Source organism: Streptomyces sp. NPDC093568, assembly GCF_044764945.1.
GTDB lineage: Bacteria > Actinomycetota > Actinomycetes > Streptomycetales > Streptomycetaceae > Streptomyces.
Map to the genome: position 1 here is coordinate 324,780 of NZ_JBIWJD010000006.1, position 19,717 is coordinate 344,496.

18 protein-coding genes are annotated in these 19,717 nt (G+C 71.4%); 9 read left to right on the forward strand and 9 right to left on the reverse strand.

Annotation, left to right across the window (positions count from 1 at the left end; genetic code table 11):
* The first annotated feature begins 111 nt into the window (after positions 1–111).
* The 4 genes from ACIRD7_RS25265 to ACIRD7_RS25280 all read left to right on the forward strand — a co-directional run bounded on the left by ACIRD7_RS25265 (position 112) and on the right by ACIRD7_RS25280 (position 3,274).
* Positions 112–546, forward strand: a complete 435-nt coding sequence (locus tag ACIRD7_RS25265; RefSeq protein WP_403457053.1) for an ATP-binding protein — start codon at positions 112–114, stop codon at positions 544–546.
* 231 nt (positions 547–777) lie between these two features.
* Complete coding sequence (locus ACIRD7_RS25270; RefSeq protein ID WP_403457056.1) at positions 778–1,557, forward strand: helix-turn-helix domain-containing protein; 780 nt, start codon at positions 778–780, stop codon at positions 1,555–1,557.
* Positions 1,558–1,656: 99 nt separating this feature from the next.
* The gene (locus ACIRD7_RS25275) at positions 1,657–2,004 is read left to right on the forward strand and encodes a DUF6247 family protein (protein ID WP_403457059.1); all 348 of its coding nucleotides are present in this window, start codon (positions 1,657–1,659) and stop codon (positions 2,002–2,004) included.
* 154 nt (positions 2,005–2,158) lie between these two features.
* Positions 2,159–3,274: an ADP-ribosylglycohydrolase family protein gene (locus ACIRD7_RS25280; protein WP_403457061.1), complete on the forward strand. Its 1,116-nt coding sequence runs from the start codon at positions 2,159–2,161 to the stop codon at positions 3,272–3,274.
* 45 nt (positions 3,275–3,319) lie between these two features.
* Here the strand turns inward: ACIRD7_RS25280 and ACIRD7_RS25285 are convergent, their stop codons facing one another.
* Both ACIRD7_RS25285 and ACIRD7_RS25290 read right to left on the reverse strand, forming a co-directional pair.
* Positions 3,320–4,894, reverse strand: coding sequence for a sodium:solute symporter family protein (locus ACIRD7_RS25285; RefSeq protein ID WP_403457064.1), 1,575 nt, complete (start codon positions 4,892–4,894; stop codon positions 3,320–3,322).
* Between the two features lie 126 nt (positions 4,895–5,020).
* Positions 5,021–5,806 (reverse strand): SDR family oxidoreductase, encoded by a 786-nt coding sequence (locus ACIRD7_RS25290; RefSeq protein ID WP_403457066.1) that lies wholly within the window; start codon positions 5,804–5,806, stop codon positions 5,021–5,023.
* A gap of 74 nt (positions 5,807–5,880) precedes the next feature.
* On the opposite strand from ACIRD7_RS25290, the gene ACIRD7_RS25295 reads away from it, so the two are divergent.
* The gene (locus tag ACIRD7_RS25295) at positions 5,881–6,720 is read left to right on the forward strand and encodes a hypothetical protein (protein ID WP_403457068.1); all 840 of its coding nucleotides are present in this window, start codon (positions 5,881–5,883) and stop codon (positions 6,718–6,720) included.
* A 124-nt stretch (positions 6,721–6,844) separates the two neighbouring features.
* Here ACIRD7_RS25295 and ACIRD7_RS25300 read toward each other — a convergent pair whose 3' ends face one another.
* The 3 genes from ACIRD7_RS25300 to ACIRD7_RS25310 all read right to left on the reverse strand — a co-directional run bounded on the left by ACIRD7_RS25300 (position 6,845) and on the right by ACIRD7_RS25310 (position 9,237).
* On the reverse strand, positions 6,845–7,036 hold the full coding sequence (locus ACIRD7_RS25300; RefSeq protein ID WP_398819235.1) for a DUF397 domain-containing protein: 192 nt from the start codon (positions 7,034–7,036) through the stop codon (positions 6,845–6,847).
* A 234-nt stretch (positions 7,037–7,270) separates the two neighbouring features.
* Positions 7,271–8,128, reverse strand: a complete 858-nt coding sequence (locus ACIRD7_RS25305; protein ID WP_403457071.1) for a helix-turn-helix domain-containing protein — start codon at positions 8,126–8,128, stop codon at positions 7,271–7,273.
* A gap of 353 nt (positions 8,129–8,481) precedes the next feature.
* On the reverse strand, positions 8,482–9,237 hold the full coding sequence (locus ACIRD7_RS25310) for a GPP34 family phosphoprotein (protein WP_403457074.1): 756 nt from the start codon (positions 9,235–9,237) through the stop codon (positions 8,482–8,484).
* Positions 9,238–9,490: 253 nt separating this feature from the next.
* Here ACIRD7_RS25310 and ACIRD7_RS25315 point away from each other — a divergent pair, with 253 nt between their 5' ends.
* Both ACIRD7_RS25315 and ACIRD7_RS25320 read left to right on the forward strand, forming a co-directional pair.
* Complete coding sequence (locus ACIRD7_RS25315; protein WP_403457076.1) at positions 9,491–12,052, forward strand: D-alanyl-D-alanine carboxypeptidase; 2,562 nt, start codon at positions 9,491–9,493, stop codon at positions 12,050–12,052.
* Between the two features lie 194 nt (positions 12,053–12,246).
* Positions 12,247–14,145: an MFS transporter gene (locus ACIRD7_RS25320; RefSeq protein ID WP_403457078.1), complete on the forward strand. Its 1,899-nt coding sequence runs from the start codon at positions 12,247–12,249 to the stop codon at positions 14,143–14,145.
* A gap of 19 nt (positions 14,146–14,164) precedes the next feature.
* On the opposite strand, the gene ACIRD7_RS25325 is transcribed toward ACIRD7_RS25320, so the two are convergent.
* The 3 genes from ACIRD7_RS25325 to ACIRD7_RS25335 form a co-directional block, all read right to left on the reverse strand.
* Entirely contained in the window at positions 14,165–15,016 is an 852-nt protein-coding gene (locus tag ACIRD7_RS25325; protein WP_403457081.1) for a MerR family transcriptional regulator, read from the reverse strand.
* 84 nt (positions 15,017–15,100) lie between these two features.
* Positions 15,101–15,610, reverse strand: a complete 510-nt coding sequence (locus ACIRD7_RS25330) for a glutathione peroxidase (protein ID WP_403457084.1) — start codon at positions 15,608–15,610, stop codon at positions 15,101–15,103.
* A gap of 24 nt (positions 15,611–15,634) precedes the next feature.
* The gene (locus tag ACIRD7_RS25335; protein WP_403457086.1) at positions 15,635–16,612 is read right to left on the reverse strand and encodes an ArsR family transcriptional regulator; all 978 of its coding nucleotides are present in this window, start codon (positions 16,610–16,612) and stop codon (positions 15,635–15,637) included.
* Between the two features lie 72 nt (positions 16,613–16,684).
* On the opposite strand from ACIRD7_RS25335, the gene ACIRD7_RS25340 reads away from it, so the two are divergent.
* Positions 16,685–17,899: an MFS transporter gene (locus ACIRD7_RS25340; protein ID WP_403457090.1), complete on the forward strand. Its 1,215-nt coding sequence runs from the start codon at positions 16,685–16,687 to the stop codon at positions 17,897–17,899.
* Between the two features lie 220 nt (positions 17,900–18,119).
* On the opposite strand, the gene ACIRD7_RS25345 is transcribed toward ACIRD7_RS25340, so the two are convergent.
* Positions 18,120–18,677, reverse strand: a complete 558-nt coding sequence (locus ACIRD7_RS25345) for a CGNR zinc finger domain-containing protein (protein ID WP_403457093.1) — start codon at positions 18,675–18,677, stop codon at positions 18,120–18,122.
* Positions 18,678–18,788: 111 nt separating this feature from the next.
* Between ACIRD7_RS25345 and ACIRD7_RS25350 the strand changes: the two genes are divergently transcribed.
* Positions 18,789–19,661 (forward strand): alpha/beta fold hydrolase, encoded by an 873-nt coding sequence (locus ACIRD7_RS25350; protein ID WP_403457095.1) that lies wholly within the window; start codon positions 18,789–18,791, stop codon positions 19,659–19,661.
* Positions 19,662–19,717: the final 56 nt, after the last annotated feature.

A 19,717-nucleotide genomic window follows, 5' to 3' on the forward strand; every position in this document is an offset into this window, starting at 1 on the left:
CTTCCCCTCCCGACGTACGAGCCGTACGACCCCGGCGGCCGACCGGACAGTCACGCTCCGTACCGAGGTCATCGCTGTTCAGAGTAGGAAGGGCTCGCCACGCTAGGTGACATGAGTCCGAATTTCCCCTCCCAAGCGACCTCTTCCACGGACCACTTCACGGTTCAGTTGTCCACAACTCGAAGAGGTGCTCGACTGGCCCGCCTGCTCACCGAGCGCCAACTGGACGACTGGGGCGTGCCCTTCGAGGGCGCGGAGCACGTGGTGGCGGAGCTCGCGTCGAACGCCGTGCTCCACGGTCGCCTCCCCGGAAGGGACTTCAGACTGAGGCTGCTGCTCCACTCCGACGGCACCCTGCGCATCGAGGTGACCGACGCCCGGGGAGACCGGATCCCGCAGGTCCGGGACGCGGTGGGCGGGGAGGCGGAGTCGGGGCGGGGGCTGCTGATCGTGGCGGTGTACGCGGAGCGCTGGGGCGTCGACGAGGCGCCGGCTCCCTGCAAGACGGTGTGGGCCGAACTGAGGCCGGGTCGCGGGGAGTCGTGACCCGGCGGGTCCCGACGCCAAAGACCAAAGAACCGGGAAAAGAACCAACCCGCCCTCACCGCCCCTGTCGATCACCCGCAGGGGTGAACATCGCCAACTCGGCTGGCGCGCAAGGGTTTCGATGGTGCAGCGTCAGCCGCAGACAGACCGCGATCCGCACACATGAATCGGCCCCCGCCGGGACTGCCATCCCAGTGCGAGGGCCTAACACCGAGAAGAGCACCCTTCCCGATGACTGACCAGCACCCTAGCGCGCCCGCACGCCCCAAGTCCGGCGCTTTCGCCGGAGGCGTCGAGCACGTCACCGAGCCCCACCACGATCACTTCGTCGTGGTCGGAAACCACCTCGCCCAGCACCCCGAGCTGTCCCTGACGGCGATCGGCCTGGCGGTCCACATCCAGTCGCTGCCCGCGAGGACCCCGATCGGGATCAAGGCCCTCACGGCGAAGTTCCCCGAGGGGGAGATGCGCATCGCCGCCGCCCTGCGCGAGCTGGAGGCGCACGGATACCTGGCGCGCACCAAGGAGCGTCTTCAATCGGGCCGAGTCGTGACCCGGACGATCTCGTACAACAAGCCGGTCCGCGCGGTGGCCCGAGCGGCCGCGGAGCCCGTACCGCGCCCGGCATCGCCACCCGCGTCGCCCGCGCCCCGGGCCGCCGTCGACCTCCTCATCGGCCTGCGCGCGTACGACTCCCGCCTGCTGCTCGCGGAACGGGACGTACACCGCCTCGCTCCGGCCGTCTCCGCCTGGCTGGACAGAGGCGTACCGCCCACCGCCGTACAGCGAACCCTCACGAACGGCCTGCCCGGGGACCCCATCCGAAACCCGGCGGCGCTCCTCGCCCACCGCCTCACAGCCCTGCTGCCCCCCGCACTCCCGACCCCGGGAAGCCCTCCGCCCACGGCCCGCCCGGACCCACTCCAGACCTGCGACGGCTGCGACCGGGCGTTCCGCTCCCCGCAGCCGGGCCGATGCCGTGACTGCCGACCGGTCGCCGCGGTGGCGTAGAGACCCGGAGCGAGCCCCATGCCAAGCGCTGCCCACGCACCGCGCCACCGACTCCGCCGGTACCGTACGAGGACCGAGCCACTCGCACCGGAGGTCACCGTGAGCGCCCAGACCGATGGCCCCTACGGTCCGCTGATCCCCATGCCCGAGTTGACCCCGGACGCATTGCGGGCGGCCGTTGCGCGTATCGCGCCGAGCCGGATCCCGGCCCTGACGCAACACCTCTTCGAGGCCACGACGAACGCGCAGCAGACGCAGAGCCTCGCCCCGCTGCGCGCCTTCGTGCACTCCTGGGCCGTGTTCGTGGCGATCGAACGGCACCCGGAGCGCGCCGCACGGCTGCGTGAGCTGGAGCACGTCGTGGACGCGGGGGAGCGGGACCCGGCGGACGCCATCGCTGAGATCCGAGCGATCCGGGAGGCCGCTGAGGCCGAGGCGGGGCTGTGACGGACTGGGTGTGGCCCCGCGAACGGTGAAAACTGACCTTTCAAGCCCACTTCGGTCACATCCCGCATACCGATCCGCCCCCTGAACCGACCGTCCCTGGTCGATTACAGTGGCGAACTGTCGTACGGACGGACGCTGTCACGGGGAGGTCTGGGTGAGTGCGATGGCCGGCGCCGTCTGGGGCCGTACCGAACAGCAGGACTTCCGGGCCCGGGTGCGGGGCACGCTGCTCGGCGTGGCCGTGGGGGACGCCCTCGGTGCGCCCGTCGACGGGCTCGCGCTGGAGGAGATCCAGGAGCAGTACGGCGCCGAGGGCCTCGTCGACCTGGGGTTCGGGTACGGGCGGCGCGGTGCCGTGAGCCATCTCACCCAGCTGACCCTCTTCTCCGTGGACGGGCTGATAAGAGCCCAGGTGCGAAGAGACACCGGCGCCTGGCATCCGCCCACCGACGTGCACCGGGCGTATCTGCGCTGGGCCGCCACACAGCGGGACTGGGGTCCCGACGAGCGCCGCAAGGACGACGGCTGGCTGGCCCGCGAGGAGTGGCTGTACGCCCGCCGGGACGCCACCCGCGCCCTCCTGATCGGCCTCGGCGACGAGATCATGGGCACCCTGGAGGCGCCCAAGAACGCCGGCGAGCTCGGGCCCGAGGCCGTCGCCCGCTCCGCGCCCTTCGGGCTGCTCGTCGGCTGGGAGCCGCAGCTCGTCGTCCAGCTCGCCGTGGAGTGCGCGACGCAGACCCACGGCCACCCCGTCGCCTACCTGGCGGCGGGCGCGTACGCCGTGATCGTGCACGGTCTGGCCTGCGGCGAGAGCCTCGACGGTGCCGTGCAGCGGGCGCTCGCGCTGCTCGCCGTCCGACCCGGCCACGAACCCGTGTCGGACGCGCTGCAGCACGCGCTGGGCGCCGTACGGCAGGGCATGCCCACCCCGGCCCGGGTGGAGGAACTCGCGGCCGACGGCTCGGCGGACGGCCTGCTCGCGGCGTCCGTGTACTGCGCCCTGGTCGGCGAGGACGTCCGGCACGGCCTCTGCCTCGCCGTGAACCACGACGGCCCCTCCGCCGCCGCTGCCGCCCTCACCGGCGGACTGCTCGGCGCCCTGCACGGCGAGACGGCCCTGCCCCCGGCCTGGCTGGCCGAGCTGGAGGGCCGTCCCACGATCCTCGAACTCGCCGACGACTTCGCCATGGAGATGACCCAGGGCCCGGCCCTGCACGGACCGGCCGGGTCCTCCCCGGGCTGGCTGGCCCGCTACCCCCGAGCCTGACCCCCCTGGGCGGCGTCACAGGGACGCCCTTCGACGGCCGGGGCCCTACTCCTTCGCGCGCGTCCCCACCGCGTCCTCCACCGGACCGGCCGGCGCCGGCACCGCGGCCGCCGCGGAGCCGTCGTCGTCCGTGTTGATGCGCTCGACGATCGCGAGCCGCTCCGGGGTGTCCTCCGGCTTGAGGAAGCCGATGAGGATGTACAGGACCAGCGAGACCGCCAGCGGGATGGAGACCTGGTACTGGAGCGGCACCCCGCCCTCGATCTGCCAGCTGATCGGGTAGTTGACCAGCCAGAAGGCGAGCAGACCCATCGACCAGCTGGTGAGCGCGGCCGTGGGGCCGGAGCGGCGGAACGGGCGCAGCAGACCCAGCATCATCGGGATGGCGATCGGGCCCATGAGTCCGGCGACCCACTTGATCACGACGGTGATGATGTCCTTGAAGGTGGGGGAGTTGACCTGGGTCGCCACCGCCATCGACAGGCCGAGGAAGACGACCGTGGTCACGCGGGCCGCGATCAGACCGGACCGCTCGCCCCAGGCCCGCGCCTGCTTCGACAGCACCGGCGCCACGTCCCGGGTGAACACGGCCGCGATCGCGTTGGCGTCGGAGGAGCACATGGCCATCGTGTGCGAGAAGAAGCCGACGATGACGAGGCCCAACAGGCCGTGCGGCAGCAGCTGTTCGGTCATCAGGCCGTAGGAGTCCGAGCCGTCCGTCTTCTGCGACTCGACCAGCAGCGGGGACATCCACATCGGGAAGAACAGCACCACGGGCCAGACCAGCCACAGCACCGCCGACAGCCGCGCCGAGCGCTCCGCCTCCCGCGGGGTGGCCGTGGCCATGTACCGCTGGGCCTGGTTGAGCATGCCGCCGTTGTACTCGAAGAGCTTGATGAAGAGGAACGCGAGCAGGAAGACGGTCCCGTACGGCCCGACCAGCGGCTCACCGTGGCCCTGGAGCTCCGGCCGGTCCCAGGCCTCGAGGAAGCCGATGCCCTTGTCGTTCAGCTCCATGACGACCGCGACGAACATCGCCACACCGGCCAGCAACTGGATGACGAACTGGCCGAGTTCGGTCAGGGCGTCCGCCCAGAGGCCGCCGATGGTGCAGTAGACGGCCGTGATGCTGCCGGTGATGAGGATGCCCTGGTTGAGGGACACGCCCGTGAACACCGACAGCAGGGTGGCGATCGCCGCCCACTTGGCGCCCACGTCCACGATCTTCAGCAGCATGCCGGACCAGGCCAGCGCCTGCTGGGTCTTCAGGTCGTAGCGGTTCTTCAGGTACTCCAGCGGGGAGGCCACATGGAGCCGGGAGCGCAGCCGGTTGATCCGCGGCGCGAACAGCTTCGAACCGATGGCGATGCCGAGCGCGATGGGGAAGGACCAGGTGACGAACGAGGTGACGCCGTAGGTGTAGGCGATGCCCGCGTACCCGGTGAACATCACCGCGCTGTATCCGGACATGTGATGCGAGATCCCGGACAGCCACCACGGCATCTTGCCGCCCGCGGTGAAGAAGTCGCTGACGTTGTCCACCCGCTTGTGCGACCAGACGCCGATCGCCACCATCACACCGAAATAGCCGATGAGCACGGCCCAGTCGAGACCGTTCATGTGCGCCCTCCCAGGGTTCAGCCCGGCGCTCATCGTGGGCGCTGTCGCGTGAGCACGACAAGTGAGCGTAGGGTCAAGGGGAGGTAAAAACGTTCGAGATGAGGGCCTGCGTTCATCTACATGAACTCACCGCATCAGCTCCCCCGCGTTGACCAGCAACGATTGTCCGGTGATCGCCCGAGCCCTGTCCGAGGCCAGGAACACCGCCGCGTCGGCCACGTCCCCGTCCGTGGCCAGCTCGGGCAGCGCCATCCGCTCCGTCAGCCGCTCCAGCACGTCCGCCTCCGGCACGCCCTCGGTCTGCGCGGCGAACTGGACGTACGCCTGCACCGGCGGCCCCCACATCCAGCCCGGCAGCACGGTGTTGACCCGGATGCGGTGCGGGCCGAGCTCCCGGGCCAGCGAGTACATCGCGCTCGTCAGGGCCCCCTTCGAGGCCGCGTACGCCGCCTGCCGCACCTGCGAGGGGGCCGCCACCGCCGACTGTGTCCCGATGAAGACGACCGAGCCCCCGCCCGCCTTCAGCGCCGGCAGACAGGCCCGGGTCATCCGCAGCGAGCCCAGCAGATTGACGTCGATCACCGACTGCCAGGTGGCGAAGTCGGCGTCCTCCAGGCCGCCGAAGTAGGAGTCCCAGGCGGCGACATGGACCACCCCGTCGATCCCCCCGAACCGCTCCCCGGCCAGCGCGGCCAGCGCCCCGCACTGCCCCTCGTCGGTGATGTCCGTCGCCCGGTACGCCGTGTGCGTCCCGTCGGGATCGATCTCGGCGGCACTCTTCGCCAGGTTCGCCTCGGTCCGCGCCCCCAGCACCGCGTTCCCGCCGTCCCGTACGACGGCCGCCGCGACCTGATGGCCGAGCCCGGCCCCGACCCCCGACACCACGATCGTCTTGCCCGCGAGCAGTGACATTGGCGACCTCCCGCCTCTGGCGCTCTATCTGACGGAGCGTCAGAGTATGGGCGAGCGCAGGAAAGGGGAACCGCATGAGCGACGACACCCGCAGCGACACCTACGCCGAACTGGCCGCCGTGGGCCCGTACGGCGTCCACCCGGGCCACGCCCTGATCACCATGGTCGAGCCGCACCCGGGCCATGAGTACGCCTACAACCGCTGGTACGAGGACGACCACTACTACGCCGGCGCGATGGCGATGCCCTGGATGTTCACGGGGAGGCGCTGGGTGGCCACCCGTGACCTCCAACTGCTGCGCTACCCGGAGAAGTCGGCGATCGCCCAGCCGGTCACCGCCGGCTGCTACATCTCCACGTACTGGATCACCGCCGGCCGCTACGCCGACCACATGCGCTGGACGGTCGCCATCAACAAGCGCCTCAACCGCGACGCCCGCGTCTACCAGGACCGCACCCACGTCTTCACGGCCTTCCAGGACCACGAGGCGACGGTGTACCGCGACGGCGCGGCCGGCCCCCGCGACTTCCACGCCCTGGACCACCCGTACGCGGGCCTGGTGGTCGAGGTGGTGGACGCCGAGTCCCCCGAGCGGCGGGCGGAGTTGCTGGAGTGGCTGCGCGCCCGTCATCTCCCCAAGCGCCTGGCGGGCTCCCCGGCCGCGATGGTGACGCTCTTCCGGCCCACCCCGCTGCCCCTCGACCGCATGTCGTACGTGAAGCAGGTCGAGGGCGTCGACACCCGGCTGACGCTGCTGTGGTTCCTGGAGGCGGACCCGCGGGAGTGCTGGGAGGCGCACTTCACCGACCTGGACACGGCGGTCGGGGAGTCGGGGCTGGGTCGCGTGGAGCTGGTGGCGCCGTTCGTGCCCACGGTGCCGGGGACCGATCGGTACGTCGCCGAACTGCGCTGAGCGCGGGCACGGCCGAGCCCCCTCGGCAAGGACGGCGGGCTGGTCGAGAGGGCTCTAGCTGTGCTGCTTGTGCAGTTGTTGATCTCGAGGTCGGTCGAGGGTGAGTATCAGACAGACCCGCCCCTTACGCTTTCACCGACGCCACGAAGGTGTTCCACGCCTCCGCGGGGAACGCCAGGATCGGGCCCTCGGGAACCTTGGAGTCCCGCACCGCCATGGCCGCCGTGACCGGTGACTTGACCTCGACGCACGCGCCGTTTCCTGTGGAGTACGAGGACTTGGTCCACGTGTCCGTGGAACCCTGACGAATTGCCATGTTTGCTCCGAATTGCCAGATGTTGAGTTGCTGTCATCGCCGTGCGCGCCCGGACCGGGCCCCGCAGGACGATTCACGCCAACCCGTATTGCTGGGTGGCGTGATCGACGCTACTCGCCAACATCGGCTGACGAAGCGACTATTCACTCGGGTGGGTGGCATATTCCAGAGGAGTCTTCCACCGGGCCGGGCGACGGTGTACCGTACGGCGCTTGCCCGGTCCGGAGGGGCGCCTCAGCGCGCGTACTCCTTCGCGATGTCCGCGATGAACTGGCGTGACTGCTCCACGTTCAGGGCCTGCGCCCGCAGGTGCTCGTACATCACGCTGTACTTCTGGACGTCGTTCGCCTTCTCCAGGTACAGATCGCTCGTGACGCCCTCGATGTAGACGACGCTGGAGTCGGCCGCGTCCGGGAACTCCAGGATCGCGTACTGCCCGTTCAGGCCCGGGTGCGCACCCATCTCGAAGGGGATGACCTGCACGGTGACGTGCGGCAACTGGGACTGCTCGACGAGCTGTTCCAGCTGGTCGCGCATGAGGGAGCGGTTGCCGACGACCCGGCGCAGCGCGGCCTCGTCGAGGACGGTCCACAGGCGCAGCGGGTTCTCCTCGGTGGAGATTCGTTCCTGTCGACGCATCCGCACCTGGACCCGCTTCTCGATCTCGGCCGACGCCGTCTCCGGCAGCGCCCCGGCGATCAGGGCCTCCGCGTACTGCTTGGTCTGCAACAACCCCGGCACCACCTGGGGGTCGTACACCCGCAGACTCGCGGCGTCCGTCTCCAGCCCGATGTAGACGCTGTACGGAATGTCGCCGAAGGAGTGCCACCAGCCCTGCTGCCGCGAGTCCTTCGCCATCTGCATCAGCGAATCCACGATCCGGTGGTCCTCCACCTCGTAGACCCCGCACAGATCGCGGACGTCCCGCTGGCTGATGCTGCGCCGGCCGTTCTCCAGCCGGCTGATCTTCGACTGCGACACCAGCAGCCGTTCGGCCACTTCTTCGGCCGTCATGCCCTTGAGCTCGCGGAGCCGGCGCAACTCCTGGCCCAGCCGGCGTCGCCTGACGGTGGGATTGACATTGGACGCCACGGGACGTGCACCTCCGGCTGCGTGCCTTGATTGCCACTTTGCGTATCTGCTGTTGAGCAGACTGCCACCAAGGTGCTTACTACCGCTGGGAAACGGTGGATATGCGCTGGATACACGCCAGTTCACGGGCCTGTCGGCACATGCGGCCGCGCGGGGCGGCGGAACCGTCGTCCCTGTCCGGTTCCAGCCGGACATCCGGTCCCGTCACCCCGCGCGGACCAGCGGCTCCCGAACCGGTCTTTGAGGACCGCGGTGCGGCGCTGCACACGGTGTGCGTGTCGTGCGGTCGAGCATGTGGTGCTGTCGTGCTGTGGTGCGGGTGGATCAGGTGGTGCGGGTCGTGGGACTGCGGCTCAGTGGGCCACGACGCGCGCCATGGATCCGCGGCGCGGCTGCACCGGAACGCCACGGGCGGGTTCCGCTGCGGCCCTGCCCCCGGGGGCGGCCTGACGGCCGGCCGGGGCCGGGGCACGGCGTGGCTGTGCGGCCGCGCCGTTCTGGACGTCCATCACGGCGTGCGCGACGAGACCGCCCATGGGGTCGTGCCTGATCAGATCCCGCAGCCGGGACCGCGAGGACCTGCCCTCGTTGCCCGGATACAGGTGCTTGCCGAGGCCGACCGCGTGTGCCAGGGCGGCGAGCGCCGCGGTCCGCGGGTCCGGCGGTACGCCGGTGCGGATCGCGGAATCCAGCCGGGCCCTGATCTCCCGGCTGATGGCGGTGTCCGTCGCCTGGTAGCGAGTCGTCGGCAGCACTCCGCACATCTGGCCCGCCACGGCATGCACCATGCCGCACCGCTCCAGATGCGAGAGATAGGTCTGGCGTAGGCCAAGGCGCGGCCCGCCAATCCAATGGACCGCCCGCACCGGAGCGCCGCGCCTTCGCAGCAACTCCAACGCGCAGTCCAGAGTCGGATCTCCAGTCGGCCGTGGGGACACCACGGCGATACGATCCCCGTCTGGGGCTATCCGTCCGGCCAGCGCCAGCTCTACTAGCTGTGCTCCGGCCAGACCGAGGTCGAGCGACTGCGGCTGTGCAGTGGTACCCGTGGTCGGGTCCAGTGCCAGCAGCAGAAGCTCCTCCGGAATTGTTCTGCGGCTCCTGCCCATCCATGCCTCCCCGCGTGGATGAAAGACAGGGTGACCCCTCTCACATTCATCTGTCGAGGGTGCGTGACCGGTTCGTGAGGGAACCGGTAGGTATGTCGTTCTCGTCTACCGCGTCAGTTGAGGCCCGCGCACAGGACACTGGTACATGGTTCGGACGGCGGCACGGGGGATCGTACGGGCACCGGGTCCGGGCGACGGCTCACGGTTCGGCAGACGCACGGAGGGCGTGCGGCGGCACATGGAGGAGGCATCGGTGGCGGGCGAGTCCCCCGACAGGTCGAAGCAGCGCGAGTCGTCGGCAGAACCGACGTCGGGGAGCGCGATTCCGGTTCCCGAACCCACAAAGCCCCCGGCGACCGACCCGCGTCTGGCGGTGGCCCGGGAGAGCGAGTCCCGCAAGAGCGTGGACACGGCGACGAAGGTCCTCTCCCGCCGGGAACTGGAGGCGGTACGGGCGGAACTGGAGAACGCCGAGGACGCGGGTGACACCGACGGCAGGGACGATGCCGCGGCGGAGGCGGGCGACGATCGGCTGAAGGCGGCTGTGGCGGCCTGGGTGGCCTCGGCGGACACGGACGAGGACGCCGAGGACGCCGAAGACGCCGAAGGCGCCCAAGACGGCACGGACGAGCCCTCGGAGGCTCCTGAGGCCGCCTCCGACGACGGCGACAGCGGGGAGGGGACGGCCGCCGACGCGGCGAAGACCACTGAGCCGGCCGACGCTCCGAGCATCGATGCCGCCGACTCCGCCACCAACGGAACTGCCGAGAACGCCGACGCGGCCGAAGCGGAGGACGCGAAGGCCCAGGACGCAGAGCCCGAGGGCGCGGAGCCTGAGGACGCGGAGCCTCAGGACGCGAAGCCCGAGGGCGCGAACTCCTCCGGCCCGGACCGCGAAGACGCGAGCGGCGAGTCGGCCGACGTGGACGCGGAGCCTCAGGACGCGAAGCCCGAGGACGCGGAGCCTCAGGACGCGAAGCCCGAGGGCGCAGAGCCTCAGGACGCGAAGCCCGAGGGCGCGAAGTCCTCCGGCCCGGACCGCGAAGACGCGAGCGGCGAGTCGGCCGACGTGGACGCGGAGTCGGACGCCGAGGATGCCGAGCCCGCCGACTCGGACGAGTCCACCGCCCCCGACGACGGCGAGGACGCCCCAGAGGGGCCACCCGCGGCCGACGACGAGAGCCGCACGGGTGGTGCGGGTGGGAACACCAAGGCCGAAGGCGAAGCCGAGGCCAAGGCCGTCGACCAGCCGACCGCCGTCTTCAAGGCCGTACGCCCCAAGAAGCCGCACGTCGACCAGCCCACCACCATGCTGAAGGCGCCCAAGCCCGAAGCGCCCGAAGCGCCCGAAGCGCCCAAGGCACCCGCGGCCCCCGAGAACCCCGCCGAGCGCACCAGCAAGTTCGTCGCGCTCAAGCCGGACATCCACCAGGGCGGCGCCCCCAAGCCCCCCACCCCCGCCCCCATGCCCCCCGCCCCCGACGTCACCGCCGCCGTCCCCCAGGTCGGCCCCGAGCGGACCACCCAGCAACCGCTGCCGCCCAAGCCCCCGCTCGACCTGCTCGCCGAACTGACCAACACGCCCCCGCCCCCGGAGACCCCGGTCCGGACGGTCATCCGGCGGATCAAGATCTGGACGCCGCTGGTCATCCTGCTCGTGATCGTCCTCGGCGTCATCCAGTCCGTCCGCCCGCTCCCGGCCCCCACCCTCGACCTCACCGCCAAGGACGAGTACACCTTCGAGGGCGGCAAGATCGACATCCCCTGGCCCACCGACGGCCAGGCCGCCCTCGACGTCGACGGCATCGGCAGCTTCGGCTCCTCGGGTGAGCAGAAGCCCGTCCCGATCGCCTCCGTCGCCAAGGTCATGACCGCGTACGTCATCCTGCGTGAGCACCCGCTCGACAGCGGCGACAAGGGCCCGAACATCAAGATCGACCAGGCCGCCGAGGACCAGTCGGACGCCGGCCAGGAGTCGACCGTCAAGGTGACCAGCGGCGACGAGATCTCCCAGCGCGAGGCCCTGGAGAGCATCCTGATCGCATCCGCGAACAACGTGGCCCGCCTGCTGGCCCGTTGGGACTCCGGCTCGGAGAAGTCGTTCGTGGCGAAGATGAACGCCGCCGCCGACGACCTCGGCATGAAGAACACGACGTACACCGACCCCTCCGGCCTGAACAACACCACCGTGAGCACGGCCGTGGACCAGGTGAAGCTGGCCAAGGCGGCGATGAAGTTCCCCGCCTTCCGCGAGGTCGCCGCGATGATGTCGTACGACGACTACAAGGGCGAGAACCACGGCAACTGGAACCAATTGGTCGGCAGGAACAACGTCGTCGGCATCAAGACCGGCACCACCACCTCCGCCCTCGGCAACCTCGTGTTCGCCGCGAAGAAGGACGTCGGCGGAGAGACCCGGACCGTCATCGGCGCCGTCGTACGCCAGCCGGACGCGGGCGCCGGCATCCTCGCCGCCGCACTCGACTCGGGCGACCAGCTGATCCGGGCCGCGCAGGGCGCGCTGGAGTCCGCGACGCTGCTGAAGAAGGGCGACGTCGTCGGCTACGTCGACGACGGCCTCGGCGGCCGTACCGCCGTCGTCGCCACCAAGGACGTCACGGCGGTCGGCTGGTCCGGCCTGAAGGTCGAGCTGACCTTCGCCCCTGACGAGGTGCCGCACACCGCGAAGGCCGGCGCCAAGGTGGGCACCCTCACCGTGGGTGACGGCACGAGCGGCGCGGTCAAGATCCCCGTCGCCCTGCGGACGGACCTCGCCGAACCGGGCTTCCTGGACAAGCTGACCCGCATCGGCTGACCCGGGTACGTCACAGAGGGCCCCCCGCAGCCCGCCGACGGCGCTCGTCGGCGGGCTGCGTGCTAGCGTCACGAAACGGGCAGGCCGTCGCTCACAAGGCGCGACCGGAGAACCTTCAGGGACAGGGCCGACAACACGCGGGAAACGGGACGCGGCCAGAACAGAAGACGGGACACACGGGGAGTGCCTCAGACGTGGCCACTGCGGAGCCGACACGCGCCGACGACGCCGATCCGGAACGGGGAGCCGGTCCGCGAATACGCGTACCCGCGCCACGCTCGGGCGAGAGTCCCAGCCGAACGGAGGACGGACCGCCGTCGCGGCTGACCGCCGCGGCCGCCACGGTGCGTGAGCGTCTGCTGCGCCACCCGGTGCTGTCGATGACGGCCCTCGCCGGGCTCCTCCACATCATCTGGTTCTTCACGTTCGCGAACAGTGGCGGCGATCTCGCCGCCCAGGACGCCTGGGCCGAGTTCGTCGGCCGGCACCCCGACTCGGCCTACAACCTGGCCTGGTACGGCGGTATGCACCCGGTGTCCTACAGCGTGGTGTCGCCGTATCTGATGTCGGTCCTCGGCGTCCGTACGACGATGATGATCGCCGGGCCCCTCAGCGCGGGCCTGCTGACGCTGGTGCTCCTGCGCAGCCTCCCCCACTCTCGACTTCGCTCGAGCGGGGGGACCCCCATGGTGCGCAACCGGCTGTGGGCCGCGCTCGCCGGGGTGCTCGGGCTCATCGCCAACGCGATCTCCGGCCGGGTGACCTTCGGCCTGGGCACGATGTTCGCGCTGGGCGCGGTCGCCGTCGTGTTCTGCTGGCCCCACCGCTGGCGCTACAAGCGCTGGGCGAAGGCGCTGTGCGCGGCGCCGCTGGCCGCGCTCGCCACCATGTCGTCGCCGGTGGCGGGCCTGTTCGTGGGCCTCGTCGCGGTCGCGCTGTTCCTGCAGAAGCGGCGGCCGGGCGCCTGGGCGCTGGGGCTGGCGCCGGCGGCCGTGGTCGGGGTGTCGGCGTGGGCGTTCCCCTTCTCGGGCACGCAGCCGATGGGGATCGGCTCGGTGATCATGCCGCTGCTGCTGTCGGTCGTCAGCTACTTCGTCGTACCGAAGGAGTGGAAGACGGTCCGCCTGGTCTCCGCGGTCTACGGCCTCTCCGTCGTCCTGGTGTGGGTGGTCAGCTCGCAGATCGGGTCCAACATCACCCGGCTCGCGATGCTCTTCGCCGGGGTCGCCCTGGTGGCCGCCCTGCCCTTCACGGTGCCGCGCTCGCGCCAGTGGTACGCGGCCGTGCTGGGGCTTCTCGGCTTCGCCGGGTGGATCGGCTTCAAGACGGTGGACGACATCATCCACGCCGCCCCCGCCGCCTCCTGGGCGCGCGAGCTGGCGCCGCTTGTCAACGAACTCCAGGAGGTCGGCGCCGAGAAGGGCCGGGTGGAGGTCGTGCCGGCCCGCTCCCACCGCGAGGCCTCCGCCCTGGCGCCGTACGTGAACCTCGCCCGGGGCTGGAACCGCCAGGCCGACATCCAGCGCAACCCGCTCTTCTACGACGACACCCTCAACTCCGCGAACTACCGCGAGTGGCTCCAGCGCTGGGCCGTGCACTTCGTGGTGCTGCCCAAGGACGAGCCGGATCCCTCGGCGGCGGAGCGGGAGCGGGAACTGGTGCAGCGCGGCCTGCCGTATCTGAAGCAGGTGTGGGGCGACGCCAACTGGCAGCTGTTCAAGGTGACCGCCCCGGCACCGCTCGCCGAGCCCAACGCCGTCGTGGACCGGGCCGAGCAGGGCGAGATGACGATGCGGGTGAGCAAGCCGGGCCGCGTCCTCGTCCGCATCCCCTACTCGCCGTGGCTGAGCATCGTCGACGCCGACGGCAAGAAGCTCGACCCGCCGAAGGAGACCGAGGAGTCCCAGGACCGGCCCGACGGCGAGCCGAAGTCGTACGACAACCTCAACGGCTGCCTGATGGAGACCGAGGAGGACGCCCTCGGCGACAAGTGGACGACGCTGGTCGCCCCGAAGGCCGGGACCTACCGGCTGGCGGCGCCGTACACCTGGCCGCGGGGAACGCCCTGCCCGGAGGAGCTGCGCCAGGGCTGAGCCCCGGCGCAGCACGGCCTCACCGGACGGGGAACGCCACGTCGCACGCCGGGTCCTCGGCTCCCAGCGCGTCCCACTCCGCGAAGTACACCTCCCGGCACGGACCCGCCTGCCACAGACCGTTCTTCGGGATCCAGGCCTCCACCGCCTCGAAGGCGGCCAGGATCTGCGGATGGGCCACCTGCGCCTTGGTGATCCGGGTGTACGCGAGCCGCTGGGCCGGCTCGACGCGCACCTTGGTCTCCCAGCTACGGCCGTGCCGCTCGACCCACGCCCGCGCCGCCGACTCGTCGGCCACCGGCACGCACGACTCGGCCGGGCCGTCGCTCTCCATCGAGACCTCGGAGTGGTACACGACGAACGGCGGTGCCGTGATGCCGCCGCACTCCCGTGACGCCGACTCCAGCCGGCCCAGCGACGCGCCGATCCACGCCGGCAGCTCGCCCGCCAGCACATGCCGTGTCTCGGTGATCAACACCTGCTCGGGCACGTCCACCGTCTCGATCACGAACTTGGCGTTCATTTCGGAGCTCCTCCCCGACAGTCGTCCACGGAGGTACTCGGCGAGGGTCCGCTGTCCGGCCACCCGCGTCTCGACGTCCGCCCAGTACGCGCCGAGCCGATCGGCCGCCGTGGCCCCGTCCGGGGCCTCGACGATCTCCGCGATCCGGGCGAGCGGCATGTCGAGCTGGCGCATGAGCGCCACCAGGCGGGCCCGCTCGATCTGGTCGGCGCGGTAGTAGCGGTAGCCGCTGGCCACGTCGACCTGCGCGGGGGCGAGCAGGCCCAGGCGGTCGTACAGCCGCAACGCCTTGGCCGAGAGCCTGGCCCGCGCGGCGAACGCGCCGATGGTGAGCAGTTCGTCGTTCACGGCCCTCTCCTCCGTCACCGGGCGGCCGTTCCGCCCGGTGACAAGGACGCTCGGCCCTGCCCCAGGGGCAAGGTCAACCGACGGTCAGGCCAGCTGGGCCTCGACGGCCGCCACCAGCTCCGCGGCCTCCGGCTCGGTCTGCGGCGAGAAGCGGGCTACGACGCCGCCGTCCCGGCCGATCAGGAACTTCTCGAAGTTCCAGCGGATGTCACCGCTGTGCCCCTCGGCGTCGGCGAACCCGACCAGACGCTCGTACAGCTGGTGCCGGCCCGCGCCGTTCACCTCGACCTTCTCGGTCATCGGGAAGGTCACGCCGTACGTCGCCGAGCAGAACTCCGCGATCTCCTCGGCGCTGCCGGGCTCCTGGCCCATGAACTGGTTGCAGGGGACGCCGAGCACGGTGAAGCCACGCTCCGCGTACTGCTCCTGGAGCTTCTCCAGGCCCGTGTACTGCGGGGTCAGGCCGCACTTCGAGGCGACGTTGACGATCAGGACCGCCTTGCCCGCGTACTGGGCGAGGTCGGCGGGGCCGCCGGTGAGGGTGTCGATGTCGACGTCGAGGGGGGAGGTGTTGTTGCTGTCTGCAGTCGTCATGAGGCGGATGCTAACTCCGGTCGGTCAGGTGGGTGGAATGCCGCCGGGCGGTGCCACCACGGCGTCTCCCACCGACGACCGCGAATAGAGCACCGAACGCCCGGCCCTGCGCCGCTCCACCAGCCCCGCGTCCAGGAGCACCCGCAGATGGCGGCCCACCGAGCCCAGCCCCTGCCCGGTCACCGCCACCAGCTGGGTGGTGCTGAGCGGGGTGCCGAGGAGTACGAGCACCTCGGCGCGGCCGGCCCCGAGCAGGGCCCCGAGGCTCGCCGGGACCGCCCGTGCGCCGGGGTCCGTGAGCGGGCCCGCGCAGGGGTAGATCAGGGCATAGCGGCCGGGGTCCTCCCAGGAGACCCAGCCGCCCTTCGGGGTGACCGGGACGAGGAGCAGGTCGGCGCCGGAGATCTCGCGGGGCGGGTATTCGTGCAGGTTCACCTGGAGGCGGTTGTCGCCGAGCCAGCGGGTGCGGCCCGGTCGCAGCGAGTCCAGTACGGCCGCCCAGCCGCCCCGGCCCGCCAGGGCCGTGCGGGCGACCACGTCGGCCTCCAGGACCCGTCGGCGCCGTTCCCAGTCCGGGCGTACGGCCTCGGCCCAGATGTGTTCGAGGAGCGCGGCGGCGCGTTCGGGCAGGTCGTCCCGGTCCAGTACGGCGGGGAGCGGGCCGGCGAGGGAGACGGTGAGGTGGGCGCGGGCGTCGGCGGGGTCGGCCGCGCGGATCCTGGCCACGCCCTCCTCGAAGGTCTCGCCGTCCCTCGGGGCCGGCGTGAGGAAGTCGGCGATCCAGGCCCGGCCGAGGCCCGCCCGCACCAGCCGCGCGGTGACGGGGTCGGCGGCCAGGCGGGCCCGGTAGCGGGGCAGATGGGCGTCCAGCCAGGCGCGTTCGCCGGGGTGGGCGGCGTGGGCGGAGTGCAGGAGCTTCAGCGCCGCGAACGTCTCGGCGAGGGGGGAGAGGACGAAACGGCTCGCCGCGAGGGTGTCCGCGTTGATCTGCCACCAGCCCATCGCGCCCCCGCCACCTTTCGCGTCAGCGCGAAACAATATCGGGGCGCCGCCGCCCTCCTCAGACTCCCCGGCATGCGCAGCTACCAACAGCTCTTCCGCACCCCGGAGTTCACCCCGCTCTTCGTCTCCTCCGCCCTGCACTCGGCCGGCTCCACGGTCGGCGGCCTGGCCCTCGGCACCCTGGTGTACGCGGCGACCGAGTCGCCGTTGCTCTCGGCCGTCAGCATGTTCTGTCCGCAGCTGGCGCAGGTGGTGGGCGCGACGACCCTGCTGTCGGCGGCGGACCGTCTCGCGCCCCGGGCCACGCTGACCGGCATCGCGCTCGCCTACGCGCTGGGCACGGCCGCGATGGCCGCACCGGGTCTGCCGGTCGGGGCGCTGTTCTGCCTGGTCCTGCTGCTGGGCCTGATCTCCTCGCTGGGCGGCGGGGTCCGCTGGGGGCTGCTGAACGAGATCCTCACCAAGGACGGCTATCTGCTGGGCCGCTCGGTCTTCAACATGGTGAACGGCCTGACGCAGATCACCGGTTACGCCGCCGGCGGGGTGCTGATCGCCCTGCTGTCCCCGCGGACCGCGCTGCTCGTCGCCGCGGCCCTGTACGCGACGGCCGCCCTGACCAGCCACGTCGGCCTCACCCGCCGCCCGCCCCGCGCCCAGGGCCGCCCCTCGGTCTCGGCGACGTGGCGGACCAACGCCCTGCTGTGGTCCGCCCGCCCGCGCCGGTACCTCTTCCTCGCCCTGTGGATTCCGGGCGGCCTGGTCGTCGGCTGCGAGTCGCTGTACGTGTCGTACGCGCCGGAGGCCGCGGGCACCCTGTTCGCGTGCGCGGCGCTGGGGATGTTCGTCGGTGACGTGACGGTGGGCCGACTGGTCCCGCCCGCCCTGCGGCCGAGGCTGGGTGTGCCTCTGCTGGTGCTGCTGGCGGTGCCGTACGTCTTCTTCGCGCTGCGTCCGGGCGTGCCGGTGGCGGCCGTCGCCGTGGCTCTCGCGTCGGTCGGGTTCGGGGCGAGCCTGGTGCAGCAGGAGCGCCTGATGGCGGTGACACCCGACGAACTGAGCGGGCACGCCCTGGGGCTGCACTCCGCCGGGATGCTCACGATGCAGGGCGTGGGCGCCTCGCTGGCCGGCGCCGTGGCCCAACTGACCTCTCCGGCCACGGGGATGACGGTGATGGCGGTGGCGTCGCTCGCGGTGACGCTGTCGCTGGCGGGCTCACTGCATCCCGCCCGCCCGGCGAAGAGGGGAGCTTCTTCCACCGACACCGCTCCCCGGGGGTCGCGAGAATGAGGGCACGGGGGCTTCGGTCGATCACGAGCGACCCGCAGACCCGGCGGGAGTGGGTGTGGGTCCTCGTCGCCCCGCCCGCCGGCGCGTTCTCCGCGTTCCTCCCGCTCGCGCCGGTCTTCACCAAGCTGGGTCTGCTGCCCGGGGGACGGCGACAACCGGCGGGTGCCGGCGGTGCTCGCGTACCTGGACCGGTGAGGTCGGACGACCGCGGCGGGTCGGGCTATCCGGCCTTGCGGCGCTGGTAGTGCCGGGCGACCCGCATCCGGTTGCCGCAGCGGGCGGCGGCGCACCAGCGGCGGCGCGGGTTGGTGGGCAGGAAGAGCATCACGCAGTCGTCGGCCTCGCACTTGCGGATCCCGGCGACCGCCGGGTCGGCGAGCAGCTCGGCGGCGGCCTCCGCGAGCCCGGCGGCCAGCCGCTCACCGGGTGAGCCCTCGCGCCGCCGCGTGACGGCCGGCGCCGATCCGTCCCAGGTCAGTTCGCTGATCGCGGGCGCGGTGCGCTGCGCCCGGTTCAGCGCCTCGACGTCCGCCGCCGGGGGCCGCTCGCCCCGCCGGACATGCTCCAGGGCACGCGCGGTGTGCTCCCGTACCGCGAGCACGGCGGCCAGATCGGCCGCGGTGAGCTCCTGCGGCACGGCGTCCGGGATCCGGTCGGCCTGGAGCTCCCACCAGGCTCGCAGGCTGTCCGGAGAGGTGAGCAGGTCACCGGTGGTCGGGCGGGTGTTGACCAGGTCCAGGGCCAGGGGCTCGCCGGTCAGCGGGGCGGCATCGCTCATGCGCCTAATGGTACATGCGGCGGTTGACACGTTAGTCGAACGAGGGCTATACCTGGGTGTCGAGAGCTAATGCATAAATCAACCCACAACCAATTAGGTAGGGGATCAGGCATGCTCGCCACACCCACCCGCACCCTCCACCGCCACCTGGACGTCGACGGCGTCCGCGTCTTCTACCGGGAGTCCGTGCCCGACCGAGCCGACGCACCCGTCCTGCTGCTCCTGCACGGCTTCCCCTCCGGCTCCCACCAGTTCCGCGGTCTGATCGACGCCCTCGGCTCGCAGTACCGGCTGATCGCCCCGGACCACGCCGGCTTCGGCCACACCGAGGCCCCGGACGGCTTCACGTACACCTTCGACCGGCTCGCCGACATCACCGAGGGCTTCATCGAGCGCCTGGGTCTGGACCGCTTCGTGATGTACGTCTTCGACTTCGGCGCCCCCATCGGCCTGCGCGTCGCCGAGCGCCGGCCCGAGTGGATAGCCGGCCTGGTCGTCCAGAACGGCAACGCCTACCAGGAGGGCCTGTCCGACCTGGCCCTCGGGCTGATCGGCCTCACCGCGCAGACCCCCGGCGCCGAAGAGACCATCGCCGACGTGCTCACCCTCGCCGGCACCCGCAGCCAGTACGAGACCGGCGTCGCCGACCCGGAACTGCTCGCCCCGGACGGCTGGACCCTCGACCAGCACTTCCTGGACCTGCCGGGCCGAAAAGAGGCCCAGCGGTCACTGATCCTCGACTACCGCAGCAACTTCGAGCGCTACGGCGACTGGCAGGCGTGGCTGCGCGACCACACCCCGCCCACCCTCATCACCTGGGGCCGCCACGACCCGTTCTTCACCGAGCCGGGCGCCCGCGCCTACCTGCGCGACCTGCCCGACGCCGAACTCCACCTCCTCGACACCGGCCACTTCGCCCTGGAGACCCACCTGCCGGAGATCGCCCCCCTGATCGCCGACTTCCTCGACCGCGCCTGGAAGTGACCGGGCCTGCGCGCCCGGCCCCGAGGGTGGGAAAATCGACAGGTACGTCCATGGCG

Excerpts from the sequence above, each read along its gene's own strand:
- ACIRD7_RS25295 (WP_403457068.1), top strand. The coding sequence starts at position 5,881 with ATGAGCGACGACACCCGCAGCGACACCTACGCCGAACTGGCCGCCGTG.
- ACIRD7_RS25310 (WP_403457074.1), bottom strand. The coding sequence starts at position 9,237 with ATGGGCAGGAGCCGCAGAACAATTCCGGAGGAGCTTCTGCTGCTGGCA.
- ACIRD7_RS25340 (WP_403457090.1), top strand. The coding sequence starts at position 16,685 with ATGCGCAGCTACCAACAGCTCTTCCGCACCCCGGAGTTCACCCCGCTC.
- ACIRD7_RS25265 (WP_403457053.1), top strand. The coding sequence starts at position 112 with ATGAGTCCGAATTTCCCCTCCCAAGCGACCTCTTCCACGGACCACTTC.
- ACIRD7_RS25335 (WP_403457086.1), bottom strand. The coding sequence starts at position 16,612 with ATGGGCTGGTGGCAGATCAACGCGGACACCCTCGCGGCGAGCCGTTTC.
- ACIRD7_RS25300 (WP_398819235.1), bottom strand. The coding sequence starts at position 7,036 with ATGGCAATTCGTCAGGGTTCCACGGACACGTGGACCAAGTCCTCGTAC.
- ACIRD7_RS25285 (WP_403457064.1), bottom strand. The coding sequence starts at position 4,894 with ATGAACGGTCTCGACTGGGCCGTGCTCATCGGCTATTTCGGTGTGATG.
- ACIRD7_RS25330 (WP_403457084.1), bottom strand. The coding sequence starts at position 15,610 with ATGACGACTGCAGACAGCAACAACACCTCCCCCCTCGACGTCGACATC.
- ACIRD7_RS25350 (WP_403457095.1), top strand. The coding sequence starts at position 18,789 with ATGCTCGCCACACCCACCCGCACCCTCCACCGCCACCTGGACGTCGAC.
- ACIRD7_RS25345 (WP_403457093.1), bottom strand. The coding sequence starts at position 18,677 with ATGAGCGATGCCGCCCCGCTGACCGGCGAGCCCCTGGCCCTGGACCTG.
- ACIRD7_RS25270 (WP_403457056.1), top strand. The coding sequence starts at position 778 with ATGACTGACCAGCACCCTAGCGCGCCCGCACGCCCCAAGTCCGGCGCT.
- ACIRD7_RS25290 (WP_403457066.1), bottom strand. The coding sequence starts at position 5,806 with ATGTCACTGCTCGCGGGCAAGACGATCGTGGTGTCGGGGGTCGGGGCC.